The sequence below is a fragment of the Mesorhizobium sp. CO1-1-8 genome, assembly GCF_020164875.1.
Classification (GTDB): Bacteria; Pseudomonadota; Alphaproteobacteria; order Rhizobiales; family Rhizobiaceae; genus Mesorhizobium.
This window is the reverse complement of sequence record NZ_JAIUGZ010000002.1, coordinates 126563-141540: the sequence shown is the minus strand read 5'-3', so window position 1 is coordinate 141540 and position 14978 is coordinate 126563. Positions and strand designations below refer to the sequence as shown.

General features: G+C 62.6%; 12 protein-coding genes and 1 pseudogene. 2 read left to right on the top strand and 11 right to left on the bottom strand.

The features are described from left to right. Positions 1-4: 4 nt before the first annotated feature. From LB558_RS04065 to LB558_RS04015, 11 genes are all read right to left on the bottom strand, one after another. A complete protein-coding gene (locus LB558_RS04065; protein WP_224696336.1) occupies positions 5-943 on the bottom strand; it encodes a sugar phosphate isomerase/epimerase family protein in 939 nt (312 codons plus the stop codon). Continuing rightward, positions 943-2460, bottom strand: coding sequence for a glycerol-3-phosphate dehydrogenase (locus tag LB558_RS04060; RefSeq protein ID WP_224696335.1), 1518 nt, complete (start codon positions 2458-2460; stop codon positions 943-945). The genes LB558_RS04065 and LB558_RS04060 overlap by 1 nt, the downstream gene beginning before the upstream one ends. After that, entirely contained in the window at positions 2457-4016 is a 1560-nt protein-coding gene (locus LB558_RS04055; RefSeq protein WP_224696334.1) for an FGGY-family carbohydrate kinase, read from the bottom strand. The genes LB558_RS04060 and LB558_RS04055 overlap by 4 nt, the downstream gene beginning before the upstream one ends. A gap of 96 nt (positions 4017-4112) precedes the next feature. After that, on the bottom strand, positions 4113-5054 hold the full coding sequence (locus LB558_RS04050; protein WP_013533072.1) for a D-ribose ABC transporter substrate-binding protein: 942 nt from the start codon (positions 5052-5054) through the stop codon (positions 4113-4115). 38 nt (positions 5055-5092) lie between these two features. Continuing rightward, on the bottom strand, positions 5093-6223 hold the full coding sequence (locus tag LB558_RS04045; RefSeq protein WP_127382043.1) for an ABC transporter permease: 1131 nt from the start codon (positions 6221-6223) through the stop codon (positions 5093-5095). Positions 6224-6248: 25 nt separating this feature from the next. Next, positions 6249-7790 carry a sugar ABC transporter ATP-binding protein gene (locus LB558_RS04040; RefSeq protein ID WP_224696333.1) on the bottom strand — a complete coding sequence of 514 codons (1542 nt, stop codon included), beginning with the start codon at positions 7788-7790 and terminating at the stop codon, positions 6249-6251. Further along, on the bottom strand, positions 7787-8443 hold the full coding sequence (locus LB558_RS04035; protein WP_224696332.1) for a DUF2291 family protein: 657 nt from the start codon (positions 8441-8443) through the stop codon (positions 7787-7789). The genes LB558_RS04040 and LB558_RS04035 overlap by 4 nt, the downstream gene beginning before the upstream one ends. A gap of 33 nt (positions 8444-8476) precedes the next feature. Continuing rightward, positions 8477-9487 (bottom strand): sugar-binding transcriptional regulator, encoded by a 1011-nt coding sequence (locus LB558_RS04030; RefSeq protein ID WP_224696331.1) that lies wholly within the window; start codon positions 9485-9487, stop codon positions 8477-8479. A 419-nt stretch (positions 9488-9906) separates the two neighbouring features. Next, positions 9907-11619, bottom strand: a complete 1713-nt coding sequence (locus LB558_RS04025; protein WP_412033433.1) for a glycerol-3-phosphate dehydrogenase/oxidase — start codon at positions 11617-11619, stop codon at positions 9907-9909. Then, the gene (locus LB558_RS04020; RefSeq protein WP_224696330.1) at positions 11616-12392 is read right to left on the bottom strand and encodes a DeoR/GlpR family DNA-binding transcription regulator; all 777 of its coding nucleotides are present in this window, start codon (positions 12390-12392) and stop codon (positions 11616-11618) included. The genes LB558_RS04025 and LB558_RS04020 overlap by 4 nt, the downstream gene beginning before the upstream one ends. After that, positions 12389-13924, bottom strand: a complete 1536-nt coding sequence (locus tag LB558_RS04015; RefSeq protein WP_224696329.1) for an FGGY-family carbohydrate kinase — start codon at positions 13922-13924, stop codon at positions 12389-12391. The genes LB558_RS04020 and LB558_RS04015 overlap by 4 nt, the downstream gene beginning before the upstream one ends. Before the next feature lie 496 nt (positions 13925-14420). On the opposite strand from LB558_RS04015, the pseudogene LB558_RS33020 reads away from it, so the two are divergent. Then, a pseudogene (locus LB558_RS33020) lies at positions 14421-14572 on the top strand (helix-turn-helix domain-containing protein); the annotation flags it as partial. Between the two features lie 5 nt (positions 14573-14577). Then, complete coding sequence (locus tag LB558_RS04005; RefSeq protein ID WP_224696327.1) at positions 14578-14823, top strand: hypothetical protein; 246 nt, start codon at positions 14578-14580, stop codon at positions 14821-14823. Positions 14824-14978 lie beyond the last annotated feature (155 nt).

The window sequence follows — 14978 nt, the reverse complement described above, 5'->3', positions numbered from 1 at the left end:
TCGTTCAGGCCCGAGGCTTGAGACTGTCGCGGCCGCTGTCGACGTAAGGCACCCAGAAATCCACAGACTCGCGGATCATCTCGATAACCTGATGATCGACTGGTTCCCTCTCCCTGAAGGAAAGTTCAAGGCAAATTTCATTGTCGGTTCCGCCGCCCTGCCGGACCGCATCCAGCAGCTTCTGCGGGACTATGCGGCCGTTCTTGTTGTAGGCGGCGGTGAACGGCCAGTGCCCGCCCTTGTTCATGGAAGACTGCTTGATGTGGATGATCGGCGATTGCAATGGAAACGCTTTCGCCCAGGCATAGGGATCGGTATCGGCAGGATCGGGTGAGGTCACGTCGCCATGATCGATATCCACCATCATCTGCATCGGGATAGGCAGCTTCGCGGCATCGATGGCGCCTTGCAGCGTGACGCAGCTTTCGATCGTGTGGCCGAACTCGCGACCCACCGACATCGGCTCCCAGAACAGATAGGACAGGCCCGCCGCCTTGGCGTGTTCGGCCACCTCGCGCCAACATTCAAGCGCGATGTCGAGAAGCGCTGCCCGCCGTTGCGGATCGTCAAAGTCCTTGTAGGTGAAGATGGCGAACTGCGTGCCCATGCCTGAGGCGCCGAGTTCGGCGGAAATGTCGGCGAACGTCTTGAACCAGTCGACATAGTAGCGCCGGACATCCGCGTCCGGATGGCCGAAATGATTGAGCCGGCCATAGGGTCCGGTCATGCCGGAGGTGATCCTGACACCGGTCCGCGAAAGCGCGCTGTTGAACAGGCGCAGGAATTTGACAATCGTCGCCGCCGGCCAGCCCGGATTGACGAATTCGTGCGTCAGCTGCACGTCGCGGATGCCGATGCCATAGGCGATCGCGTCGATCAGATCGTCCGGATCGGCGAAGCGGTTGACCAGCGGATTGGTGTTGAGGGAAAGCGTGAAGGCCATCAGTCCGCCCTCGCCATGATGCTGCCGAACCAGTCTTCGAATGCTTTGCGCTCGGCTGCATTGATATGCAGCCCATGTTTGGTGCGGCGTTCCAGGATATCGGCAGGAGTGCTTGCCCATTCGGTTTCGACCAGGAACCTTGCCTCCCGCTCATAGAGATCGGGACCGAAACGGCGGCCGAGATCTGCCTCGCTTTGTACGCCGGCGAGCAATTGTCTGGCACGGGTTCCATAGCTTCGAGCGTAGTGCTTCACCAGCGACGGGCTGAGCCACGAAAACTCGGCATGCAGATCGCTCAGGAACTGCTCGAAATCCGCATTGGGCAGGTCGCCTCCCGGCAAGGGAATTTTGGCCGTCCAGGCTTTCTTCATCTTCGGAAAGAAGGGCTGGATCTTTTCCAGCGCATGTTCGGACAGCTTGCGGAAGGTGGTGATCTTGCCGCCGAACACCGAAAGCAGCGGTGCGTTGCGATCGGAGGCGTCGAGTTCGAAAATATAGTCGCGCGTCACCGCGCTTGGATTGTCGGCATTGTCGTCATAGAGCGGCCGCACGCCGGAGAAACTGTAGACCACGTCCCGTGGCGTCAGCTGTCGTTTGAAGTAGCGATTGACCACCTTGATCAGGTAATCCACTTCGCTGGACTCGGCGGCCACTTCCTCGGGCCTGCCTTCATAGGGAATATCGGTCGTGCCGATCAGCGCCAGATCGTTTTCATAGGGGTTGACGAAAATCACCCGCTTGTCGCTGTTCTGGATGAGATAGGCCTGCCGTCCCTCCCAGAATTTGGGCACGACGATATGGCTGCCCTTTACAAGCCGAACATTGCGCGTCGAATTCTGCCCGGCAACGCGGCTGACAATGTCGTTGACCCAGGGCCCTGCCGCGTTGATGAGCGCGCGCGCGAGGACTTTCGTGACGGCGCCCGTGCGGCCGTCCTGCATCTCGATCGACCACAGTCCGTTTTCTCGGCGGGCCGCGACACAAGCCGTGCGCGTGAGCACTCTGGCGCCGCGCTGCCCGGCGTCCAGGGCGTTGAGCAGCACCAGGCGCGCATCGTCGACCCAGCAGTCGGAATATTCGAAACCGCGCCTGAATTCGTCCTTGATCGGCGCGCCTTCAGGCGCAGTCCTGAGGTCCAGCGTTCTTGTCCCCGGCAGGCGTTTACGGCCGCCAAGGTGGTCGTAGAGAAACAGCCCGAGCCGGACCAGCCATGCCGGCCTGTCCTGCGGGCTGTGCGGAAGAACGAAGCGCATCGGCCAGATGATGTGCGGCGCCGCCTCGAGCAGCACCTCGCGTTCGATCAGCGCTTCGCGAACCAGCCGGAATTCATAATATTCGAGATAGCGCAGGCCGCCATGTACCAGCTTGCCAGAGCGCGAACTGGTGCCCTGGGCGAGATCGTCTTTTTCGCACAGGATGACGGACAGCCCGCGACCTGCCGCATCACGCGCTATGCCTGCCCCATTGACGCCGCCGCCGATCACGAAGAGATCGACGACATCTGTTGTATTGCTCAAGATCTTGCTCCTGTGCGGTGCGCCATGCCCTTCCACACCGGCCGAAGCGCCTGACGCGCCGCAACGAAGGAAGGGAAGAGCGCATCGTAGGTTTGCGACAGCGCCTCGTCATAGGCATCGCAGTCGCCGAGAAGCGGCGTCACCCACTCGGCGGCGCAGTCTTCCATGGAGCCATAGACGCCGAGCCCGACCGCGGCCATCATCGCGGCGCCTGCCGCGCCGGCTTCCTGGCGGCTGCTGGTGCGCACCTGCGCCCGGGTCACTGCTGCGATGATGCGGCGTAGCGACGGGCTGCGTGCGGCGCCGCCCGACAGGCGGATCTCGCTCGGCACGGCGCCCATCGCCTGGTAGCAATCACGGGCTGCGAAGGCCAACCCTTCGAGCACGCCGCGTGCCAGATCGCCAAAGCTATGCTTGACCGAAAGGCCGATGAAGCCGGCGCGTGCGTCAGGGTCGACGAAAGGCCCTCTTTCACCGGCCAGCGATATATAAGGCTGGTAGATCAGCGATCCCGGCTCCGATGCTTCCACCCAAGCGTCGAGGGCCTTCAGCAGCTCGTCATGAGAAGGCTTGCCGCCAGCCGTCGTGAGCACGTCGCGCGCAAGGCCAAGCACCCAGTCTATGTTGAGCGTCGCCGCCATGTTGGATTGCAATTGTGCAAAGGCGCCCGGAATAGGCATGGCGATCGTGTAGCCGGAGCCATCGTCGTTCAGCACGACATCGTCGGGAGTGGCGGCGAAGCGCGTGTGTATGCCGGTCGAGCCGATGACCGTGCAGCCGACATTGCCCGAGGGATCATAGAGGCCGGCTCCGAGCGCTGTCATGACCATGTCGACGTAACCCAGCACCACCGGCGTGCCTTCGAGCAGGCCAGTTTCCGCCGCCGCCGATCGCGACAGCGGATGATGGTCGGTGGTGCCTTCGAGCATGGGAGGCAACAGGCGGCGATGCGTCGTCAGATCCAGGATGTCGAGGGCTTCGTCGGAATAGGTGCGCGACCGAAAATCGCCGAAGGTGAAGGTTCCCTCGGAGGGATCCGTGGCGCGTTCGCCCGTCATCTTGAAGTAGAGCCAATCCTTGCAATGCAGTGCGGTCGCCGCCCGCTCCAGCATGTCGGGATGGTTCTTTTTCATGAAGGCAAGCTGGGCGCCTTGCTGGCAGGAATTCAGCCCCGTGCCGGTCACCTCGAACCGCCTGCGATCCCGGGGATCGGCGCGCATCTCGTCCACCAGATGTCCGGCGCGGGCGTCGAGCCATAGCCAGGCGCGCGAGACAGGCAAGCCGTCGCCATCGATCAGCCAGGTTCCGTCGCCCTGCCCGGTGATGGCCACCGCCGCGGTTCGTTGCGCGAGGTCGGGAATCTTGGCCGCGAGATCGCGAACGGTCCGCGCCATGTCGCGCCAGGTCTGGTCGAGGTCCTGCTCGGCGCCGCCGCCTTCCAGCGTGACGAAGCTATTGGGCACCGACGTCATGGCGAGCTGCCGCCCCGACAGATCGAAAGCGATCGATTTGATCACCGACGTTCCCGCGTCGATGCCGATCAGCAGGTCTTTCATGCCGCAAATTCCGATTGGTTGCGAAGGCAGTTCACGAGGGCAGTCATTTCGTAGAGGAGGCAGGGAGTGTCCGCAAGGACACCCCCTGTGCAGGTTTCATTCAGACAGCACGAAGGGAGCGGTGTACTTGTCGACATTGTCCTTGGTGATGAGAAGGCAATCGAACAGCTGCTTCTCGGTCGCCGCACCGGTGGCACCCGTCTTGATAAACGAGTCCGCCTGCTGCACGGCCTTGGCCGAGAAGATGGCGACCGGCTGAAGCACCGTGTACTGCAGTTCGCCGGACTTGATCGCCGCAACCGCGTCCGGGGAACCGTCGAAGCCGCCGACCTTGATGCCGGCGAGCTTGCCGGCTTCCTTCAGCGCCGCAACCGCGCCGAGGGCCATTTCGTCATTGCCGCTGATCACCGCGATGATGTCGGGATTGGCCTGCAGCATGCTCTGCATCTTGTCGTGACCCTGGGTACGATCCCAGTTGGCGACCTGCGAAGCAGCCTTTTCGAGATCCGGATACTGGCTCAGCACAGTTGCGTAACCATTCGAGCGCGTGGCCGCGTTGTTGTCCGACGGGGCGCCGAGCAGTTCGACATATTTGCCCTTTTCACCGACGGCCTGCACCCACTGCTGGGCACCGAGAGCAGCACCCTGCGCGTTGTTGGAGACGAGCTGCCCCTTGGCGAGGCCTTCTTGGTTGATCTCGGCATTGACGAGGAAAACCGGGATGTTGGCGGCAATCGCCTTCTTCACCGCGCCGACCGAACCGTCAGCGTTGGCCGGGTCAAGGATGATGGCCACCGACTTGTTGGTGATGGCGGTGTCGATCAAATTGCTTTCGGTATTGGTATCGCCCTTGTGGGCGCCGACATTGGCCGTGTAGCCGAGCTTTTCGGCCTCGGCCTTGGCGACGTTGCCCTCGGTCAGCCAGTAGGGGTTGGCCGGATCGTTGACGATGATCGAGATCAGTCCCGCGGCCGACGCGGCGGCCGTGAACCCGACGACCATCGCGGCGGCGAGCAGACTTTTCAGCATGGTTTTCATGTACATTCCTCCAATGATTACGCGGTGTTGCTGCCAGTTCACCTGGCAGTCTTCCCTTGGGCAGGATTGGCCGGTTCGGCCTTCCCCCGTTTCTGAGAAGTCGGTTGGCCACCTGTCGCGCTTGGGAGCTTGCTGCGGCGGCGATACTGAACGGCATTGAGGAGCACGGCGAGCACGATGACCGCGCCCGTGAACACTGTCTGCCAGTAGGATGAGATGCCGATGATCACCAGACCGTCGGACAGGAAGCCGATGACGAAGGCCCCGAGCAGGGTCCCGCGGATGTTGCCGCGGCCGCCGGTCAGTGCCGCGCCGCCGATGACGACGGCCGCGATGGCCGTCAGTTCGTAGGTGGTGCCGGCGGTCGGTCCCGCCGACGTCAACTGCGAGGACAGGATCAGACCGGCAATGGCGGCACAGATACCCGACAGCACATAGACGGAAATCTGCACCGTCTTGACCGGAACGCCGGAGAGTTCGGCCGCGCGTTCATTGCCGCCCGAGGCGTAGAGCCAGCGCCCGAAAGCGGTGCGGTTCAGGACGATACTGCCAATGAGCGCGATGACCACGAGAACCACGACGCCCGTCGGCACGCCGAACAGGCGGTTGAAGCCAAGCGCATCGAAGCCGGTGTTTCCGAGCTCCGGCTTGCCGCCGAGATTGTTGTAGGTCAGACCGCTGGTCATCAGCAGCGCCAGGCCGCGCGCCATGTACATGACGCCGAGCGTGGCAACGAACGCCGGAACCTTGAATCGCGCGATGAGCACGCCGTTGATCAGCCCGACGACGGCGCCCAGCATGCAGGCCAGCACCGCGACTACCCAGACCGGCGGATAGAGAACGACGCCCAGCCAGGTCAGCGTCACCCCTTGCATCAGGAAACCGGCAACGACGCCGGCCAAGCCCAGAGTCGATCCCACCGACAGATCGATGCCGCCATTGAGGATGACGAGCAGCATGCCGATCGCGAGAATTCCGAAGATGGCGACATGCGAGGCCATGGTCAGGAAGTTGGCCACCGAGAGGTAGTAGGGCGACAGGATCGAAAAGACGACAATGATGACGATCAGGGCAAAGAAAGCGCGGCCCTCGAGCAGCAGCTTGGCGAGATCGAAGCCTTCGCTCGCGCTTGGACTGGACTGTTTTCTGGCCTGGCTGACATCGGTCATGGTGTGGGCTCCGAAATTCTGGTGATCAGGCGACCACGGCTTCGCCGGAGGCGGCCATGATCTGCTCTTTGGTGGCGTTGGCGCCGAATTCAGCTGAAATCCTGCCACGCCGCATGACGACAATGCGGTGTGCAATGCTGAGACACTCGTTGACCTCCGAGGTCGAGAAGACGACAGCAAGGCCTTGCGCGGCGCGTTCGCTCAGCAAGCGGAAGACCTCGGCCTTGGCGCCGACATCGATGCCCCGGCTCGGCTCGTCGAGAAGGATGACCTTGGGGTTGGTCGTCAGCATCTTGCCGATGACGACCTTCTGCTGATTGCCGCCAGACAGCGATCCGATCATGGCGTTGCCGCCAGCGGTCTTGACGGTCACCTTGCGGATCGAGTCTTCGACCAGCTCTCGCTCTCTCGAAGGAGACAGAAACAGGCCCTTGGCGAACGCTTCGATGCTGGCGAGCGAGAGATTGCGGCCGACGGTCATCGTTTGCACCAGCCCGTCGCGCTGGCGGTCCTCGGGAACCAGCACAAGCCCTTTGGAGATGCGCTGGGCAATGCTCAACCCCGAGACGTCCTCGCCTTCCAGCAGCGCGCGGCCGCCCGCCATCGGCACTCGTCCGGCGACGGCTTCCAGCAATTCCGTGCGCCCTGCGCCCATCAGCCCGTAGATGCAGACGATCTCGCCTGCTCGCACATCCAGCGACAGGTGATCGACGACGGAATAACCTGAGCCCGAAGCGTCGACGACGCTGACATCCTCGATAGACAGGGCGACCTCGCCGAACACATGACCGGTCGGCGGCGAGCCGAGATCGAAATTCTCGCCGACCATGTTGCGCACGATCCACTCGAGATCGATATCCCTGGCTTCGGCCGTCGCCGTTATCGCGCCGTCGCGCAGGACAACGGCATAGTCGGTGATCTGCAGCGCCTCTTCGAGGTGATGTGAGATGTAGACGATCGAGACGCCGCGACTGGTCAGATCGCGGATCACCTTGAACAGCACCTCCACCTCTGCCGCGCTGAGCGCCGAGGTCGGCTCGTCCATGATCAGGATCCGGGAATCGACCGACAGTGCCCGGGCGATCTCGACGATCTGCTGTTGGCCGAGGCGCAGATCCTCGACGAGGGTCATCGGATCGATGTCCTCTTCAAGGTCGGCCATCAGCGCGCGCGCCTGGCGCGATTCTTCGGCGAAGTCGAGGCCGGTCCTGGTGCGCAGTTCGCGGCCCATGAAGATGTTGTCGCGAACGCTGAGATTGGGCGCCAGGCTCAGTTCCTGGTGGATGATCGAGATGCCGCGATCGCGTGCGTCCGAGGATGAGGAAAAACTGACGAGATTGCCGTCGAGCACGATGTCGCCGGATGTCGGGGTGACGACGCCGGAGAGGATCTTCATCAGCGTCGACTTGCCGGCGCCATTTTCTCCGAACAGCGTGGTGACCTTGCCACGATGGATGTCGAAATTGACGCCCTTGAGCGCATGGACGCCGCCATACGACATGACGATGTTGCGCGCCGAAAGCACGGCGTCGCCATTCGCGGGTCCTGTGTCGGCAGCCGGCTTCATTTGACGTCCAGCCTCACGGGGGTGACGAGCCAGCTCTTCGGGTTGACCAGCTTGAACGCACCGACCACCGATATGGCTTTGCCCGTCAAGGCGCTGGTGTCGACCTTCGCCAACACCTCCTTCTTCATCTCGTTGTTCAGTGCCGAGCCGGCGTCCTGATATTCGATCTGATTGGTGAACTGGCCGAATGTGATCTTGCCGGTGGCGTCACGAAGCTCGGTGCCGTTGATCGCCGGCCCGGTCTGCACGCGGATCATCAGCGTGTCCGGCACGCCATCGACTGCGACCTTGTAGATGCCGGATTTTCCTTCGCCGACGATACCGGTGAACTTGACCGAGATGACCGGTCCGACGCCCGCAGGCACACCGTATTCCTTTTCCGCCGTTGCCCTGTCCTTGGCGATCGCCGTCGCCACCGTCACCGCGTCGGCGGCACGCGCCTCGACATCGGCCTGCACCTTGGGAAACTCCGACTTGCCGTAGTCGGCGGCGGAAAAGACGGCGCTGCGGACATCGCCGGCAGAGCCGATCCTGACCACCTTGGTGTCGAGCGCCATGGCGCCGAGCAGGACGACAACCGCGGCGCCGGCAAGTGCCCGACGCAGGCCGGGCGAAGCCGGCCTGGTCGATGCGGTGGCGGCCTTCGCGCTCATGACGCAACCGCCAGCAAGGCTGATCCGCGCTTGTCACGCATTTGACGATCCTCCGTTCACATGGCGCTTCGCACCATTGGGTTTGTTCTGTTCGACAAGGGCACGGCCGGTGGACTCGTCGGTGATCAGGCCGCTGAGATAACGGCTTTCGAGCACTGCCTTGACGGCGCGTATCTTCACCTTGCCGCCGGCGACGGCGACGATCCGGCGGCCTTTCAACTGGTCCCGCGGAAGCGCCAAAATCCTGTCCGACAGCGCCGTTTCCACCGGGCATCCGTTGTCATCGAAGAAGTGGGCGAGCAGCTCGCCGACGCCGCCATCCCGTTTGACCTCATCGATTTCGGAATGTTCGATCATGCCGGTAGCGACCAGCGAAGCTTCCCGCTCGGCGGTCCCTATACCGACAAACATCAGGTCGGACCGGCCTGCGAGGCCGAAGACATCGCTGATGCCGCGCTGGCCAAGCAGCACCTCACGGTCCTCGGCGGTGTTGGCGACGAAGGGCACCGGCATCACATAGGCCTGCGCGCCGGTCCGCTCGGCCAGACGATGCATGACATCGTGCGGGTTGGCCGCGAATTTGCGCGTCACGCCGCCAAGCAGCGAGACGAAACGGATATGGGCGGCGGCTGTGCGCGTCAGATACTCGACACTTGCGGCAAGGGTACGGCCATGGCCGACGCCGATCAGCATGTCCTCGCCGCGATCGATCTCCCGCTTCAGAAACTGAGCGCCGGCGATGCCAAGCGCCTTCAGCGGCAGCTCGTCCTGATCGAGATCAGGAACGACCTCGCAGTAATCGAGCCCGTAGGCATCGATCAGCTGCTGCTCAAGGTCGATGCATTCGCCGACGTCGCCGTCGATGATCACCCTGACAAGGCCATCCTGGGTGGCCCGGGTGATGAGCCGATGCGCCTTGAGGCTGGTCAGGCCGAGCCGCTTGGCCACCTGGGCCTGCGTCAGACCTCCGGCATAATGAAGCCAGGCCGCGCGGGTGGCGAGGCTGGATTCATGGTCGCGGTTAGCGGTTCCGCCGGATTTCAAGCCATCTCCTCCCTGAGATGATATTATTATCTTTGTCTGCAAAAATTTTCACATCCTTGCATTGCTGTCAATCCCTCGCTGGATTTGGCGCACGCCTGCGGGATTCACAGATCTCGCCCCTGCCGAAACGCCGGTCTGCCAGCGTTTCGGCAGGCAGCATCGACCTATTAGGAGATAAGCATGTTATTCGATCATATGCTGATGTTAATTTAACGTCAATCTATGTTATCTCCTGCTTAAACGAGCATAATTGCACAGCCTGACGCCATTCTGTTGTTCACCAACTATTTGTTTTTAATGAATAATGTCCGCTCTCAGGAAAATCCCAATCTGTCTGTGAGCTGGGCGATTGCGCACGCGGCGCATCCATGGGCAAACCGACCGGATTGCCTTGGGAAAGAGCCCCGGCGACGGAACGATCAGTCCAACCGCATCAGGTTCCGGCCCTCAAGTTCCACAATTGCGGCCGCGACTTCCTCTGCAAGGCGCACGGCGCTCCAGCCCAGCGCCCGTCCGGCAATCGCGGCGATCTCCTGCAGATCCCGGCCTGTCAGAGAACCTGATATTGCCAGGGTGCTGCGGCGCATAACGATATCAGCCAGATGTTCGACGAACTCGTTGCGGACGATGTAGTCAATTTCCGACCGGCTGTAGCTTTCTGAATCCGGCAGCCGACCCTCATCACCCGACCCGTGCGTGGCGATCTGCGTGGCTCTGGTGCCGTATCGCGACAGCAGCTCATCGAGACGCCGTTCCTCAGCCCCCGTCTCCGAGTGAGCCAGAGCCAGCCAGGTTGCTCGCGTTGCGGTGTCGAGCGGGAAATCCTTGCCGCCGCCAATCGGCATGGCTTGCGTCGTCACCTTGCGGCTGCGCTGCAGGCGATCGAGCACGGTGTCGGCGACTTCCTCGGCGAAGCCACGGAATGTCGTCCATTTGCCGCCGACCAGCGAGATCACCGCGAAAGGTCTGTTTTGATCCGGCTCGGCGACCGGCGCCGAGTGGTCACGGCTGATCAGCCCGGGCACCGATGCATCCGAGGCCGGCAGCGGCCTGATGCCGCTATAGGCGTAGACGATCTGGTCGCGCTCGAACGCCATCCCCGGCAGCAGCGTCCGTACGCTGTCGAGCAGGTATTCGACTTCGTCAGGCTCGCAGCGCACCGCGTCGGGATTGTCGGCCTTAATGTCGGTGGAGCCGACCAGCGCCAGGCCGAGATAGTCGTAGACGAGGCAGATACGGCCGTCATCGGCCTCGAAATAAAGCATGCGCCCGGCCAGGCTTCTGACCAGTTCGTCGTGCTTCAACAGAATGTGCGAGCCCTTGGTGCCGCCGATCATCTTCGACGGCACGCCAAGCAAATCGTTGACATTGTCGATCCACGGACCGGCGGCATTGACCACCAGCTTCGGCCGGACCGAAAAAGCCGCGCCGTTTTCCGGCTGGAAGGTCAGCACGCCATCGGCAGACTTCACCAGCTCCGTGTAGTTCGCGCTGGCCGACGTCGGGTTTGCCTGCAACCCATCGAGGATCAGTTCGAGCACCAGCCTTTCGGGATGGCTTATCTTGGCGTCGTAATAGGTGCCGGTGGCGACGATCGAGGGATTGAGCGCCGGCATCTCGCTGAGCGCGTGGCGCCGCCCGACCATGCGGTGGCGCGGCATGACCTGGTTTCGCGAGCCGTAGAAATCATAGATCATCAGGCCGATCTTGATCAGGATGGCGCCGCGGCTGCGTGGCGCACTGGTCGAGCCTAACAGCGTTCGCAGCGCCGCCGGCATGCCCTTGCTCCAGGAGAAGATCGGGATGACGGTCGGCAGCGGGCTGACATAGTGTGGCGCGTTCTTCAAAAGCAGATTGCGTTCGAGCGTCGACTGCGCCACCAGACCGAACTCGCCGGTTTCGAGGTATTTCAAGCCACCATGAATGAGCCGCGATGGCGCGGCACTGGTGCCCGAGCCGAAATCCGTCTTGTCGACGATCACGCAGCTGACGCCTTGCACGCACAGCTCGCGAAACAGACCAGCCCCGTTGATGCCGGCGCCGAGAATGACGACGTCGACCTCGCCGGTCCGGGCCATGGCGGCCAGACGCCCGGCGGAATTTTCCGTACGTATTGCTTCGCTCGAGCTCATGACGCTTTCGTCTTGACGATGCGCAGCTTCACGCCTGCCCGTTCGAGGGCTTGCGCCCGCGCATCGCTCAGGCCTTCGGTCGCCAGCACGACATCGAAGCTGGTCAGATCGTCGAAGACATGCAGTGCGATTCTGTCGAACTTGGCATGGTCGATCAGAAGGATGCGCTTGACCGATGCGGCCATCATCGCCTGCTTGACCCGCACCACATTGGGATCCTGGATGAAGGCCGTGGTTCCGGTGATGGCCGAAGCCGAACAGATCAGCACATTGGCGCGCAGCTGCGCCACGGCGTTCTCGCAGACGATGCCGATATAGGCGTTGTAGGTGTTGTGGTACTGGCCGCCGAGACAAATGAAGTCGAGTTCGTCGACATTGGTCAGCAGTGACGCCGTCGCCACGGAGTTGGTGATGACGGTCAGCGGCTTGACGTCGAGCAGCAGTGTGGCGACGGCGTTTGCCGTCGAAGAATCGTCCAGCATCACCACCTGGCCGGCTTCGACATAATCGAGTGCTGCCCGCGCCAGCGCATCCTTCTCGGCCCGGTTGACCGTCACCCGGTAGCGGAAGGCGCTTTCATAGAGGCCGGAAGGCTGAACCGTCACCGCACCGTGCAGCTTGCGCAGCACGCCCTGCTGCGCCAGCCGGTCGATGTGCCGGTGGATGGTCATGCGCGATACGCCGAAATACTCGACCAGATCGTCGATGCGCACCTGGCCGAGCTTGATCACATAGTCGGCGATCTCTTCGCGTCGTTCATCGGCCTTGATCATGCGGTTCCCCCAGTGTCTGGCCGCGCCAGCTTCTCGATCTCAGGCCAATGCGGTTCGAGCGCACCGGCTATGCGGCCATAGAGGGAAAAGCGCGCGTTGAACACAGCACTCGAGGCGGGCACAGGCTCGTATTGGCGCACCGTCATGCCGACCTGCCTGGCACCCTGTTGCGGCGTCGCGAAGATGCCCACCGCCGCACCCGCGCAAAGCGCAGCGCCAAAGGCCGCGGCCTCGTCGGTCGAGGTGACGATGACCGGGGCGTTCAGTACATCGGCAAACATCTGAACGAAGGCCGGATTGCGCGAGCCGCCGCCGGTCAGGCGGATTTCGCTGATGGCAAATCCGTCGCGCAAGGCTTCGACATGGGTGCGATGATTGAAAGCAATGCCCTCCAGAACCGCCTTGAGCATATCGCCGCGATTGTGCCAGCCGTGCAGGCCGACAAAGCTGCCGCTGGCAACATCGCCAAAGGGGGAGCCGAACAGATAGGGATGAAACAGGATGGTCGACCGCTTTTTCAGCGCCGCGTCGATCTCGCCTGCCAGAAACTCGTGGATCGAGTCACCATCGACCGATACCTTTTCCTGCTCCGAGCGGCAGAACGTGTCGAGAAACCAGTCGTAGTTCGCGGTCGAGGCCGGCGAGATCGCCATGTTGTTCCAGCGGCCTGCGTCGATGGCGTTGCGACAGAGCCAACGCGGGTCGACGCGTGGTTGCGAAGAGACGACTTCGTTGATGGAATAGGTCCCGGCGACGATGGCGAGCACGCCCTCTTCATGACCGCCCATGCCAAGTGCGGAGGCAGTCACGTCATGCAGCCCGCACGCAACCGGTGTTCCCTTGGCAAGGCCGGTCATTTCGGCTGCCTCGGCCGTGACATGCCCGGCGATTTCAGCCGAATGCGCTATCGGAGGCAGCGCGTCGAAAAGATCGTCCAGCCCGAAGATGCGCATTGCTTCCGGCGCGTAATCCTGCGTGCGGAAATCCGTGAATGAGATGCTGGCCTCGGTACGGTCGGTGCCGATCGTGCCGGTCAGGCAAAAGCGCAGCCAATCCTTGCAGGCCAGTATGTGCCTGATGCGACTAAAGCGTTCCGGTTCGTGCTTCCTGATCCAGGCCAGCAGCGCCGACGGCGCCGAGACGTGGGGCGCCTGGCCTGTTCGCGCTAGCGCGTCTCCGAAGACCCGGTCCGCCGACCATCGTTCGACAATCTTGCCGGCGCGGCTGTCGAGCGACAGTATCCCGGGGCCCAGCGGCCGACGATCCTTGTCGAGCAAATAGAGACCGTCGCCATGCGCGGTTGCCGCCACCGCCCTGATGTCGTCGGTCGGGCGGCCACACAGCGCGATCGCCTCCTTGATTGCATCGGCGGTCGCTTGCCAGAGGCCGGCCATGTCGCGCTCCACCCAGTGTGCATGGGGCATCGATTGCGGAACCCGCCGACGCGCCACGGACAACTGCGTGCCATCGGCATCGAAGATCACCGCCTTGGTGACCGTGAGACCGTTATCGATTCCGAGCAAACTGGGCATGGGCGCCGCCGCTTTCAGCAACTGGTGAAAGGCGCTGCAAGGCAATCCTGCAGGTTGGGATAGGGATGACAGACATGACGACAATCAACGAGCAACGGTGATACAAAAGCGACGCATCCGGCGTGGCAAACAGACCATAATAGCATGTTAAGTTAACGTCAACATGTGAGATATTTTGCGGAAAAGTCTTACATCATCTGCGACGAAAAAATTGAGGGACGAAGTTCCGGCCAGTGCCAACTGGCCGGATGACCCTCAACCCTGCGCGGCGAGCCAGGGAGCGCGGTGCGACTGACGCCGGAAGCGCTTCGACTGGCTTTGCGAGTTCCCTGCGCAACGACCGGACAACCCGCGCCGCTTCGGCGCCGTGCAAAGAAAAGGCGACGACTCAAGAAGCTCAGCCACCCCATCCAGTTCCTAGTGCAGGCGATGCCAGCGACGGTCGAGATAGACCAGCGAATGCGCCTCCGGGGGACCTCGTCCGGCTGCACCTCCTATGAAGCTGAACGAGCGCCACCTGATGCAGCTCGCCGCGGTGCTGGATGCAGGCGGGGCGTGTCGGAAGGAGCCGCCATGCTGGGCCTGACCCAGCCGGTGGTCAGCCGATCGCTGGCCATGCTGGAGGCGCGGGTGGGTGAGCCGCTCTTCCGCTGATGAGCGTGATCAACTTCCTTGCCGAAACCGATGCGCTGGCCGTGCTGCCATTCTCCGTGGTCTTCGCACGGCGCAAGGAAAACCGGGTGACCGTGCTGCCCTATGAAATCCCGCAGCCCAGCCGCTCACTCGGCATCCTGCGCCGGGTCAGCGGGCCACGCCACGACCGCCTTCGAGAATCTGAAGCACATCATCAAACGGCACGAGAATGCCGTCGTCTGGGGGCGGTAGTCCAGCCGACATAGCGCCCCTTGGCCGCGCCAGCTCCTGCCATCGACGGCGCCTCCGGCGGTTGGGTCCCGACCATCCGCACCATAGCAAGGTCATCTTTAATGGGTGATCTTGCGGTTCCGTTCGGGCGGCGTTCAAGACGCCATCCGCGTTCGTTTATTCGTTGAGC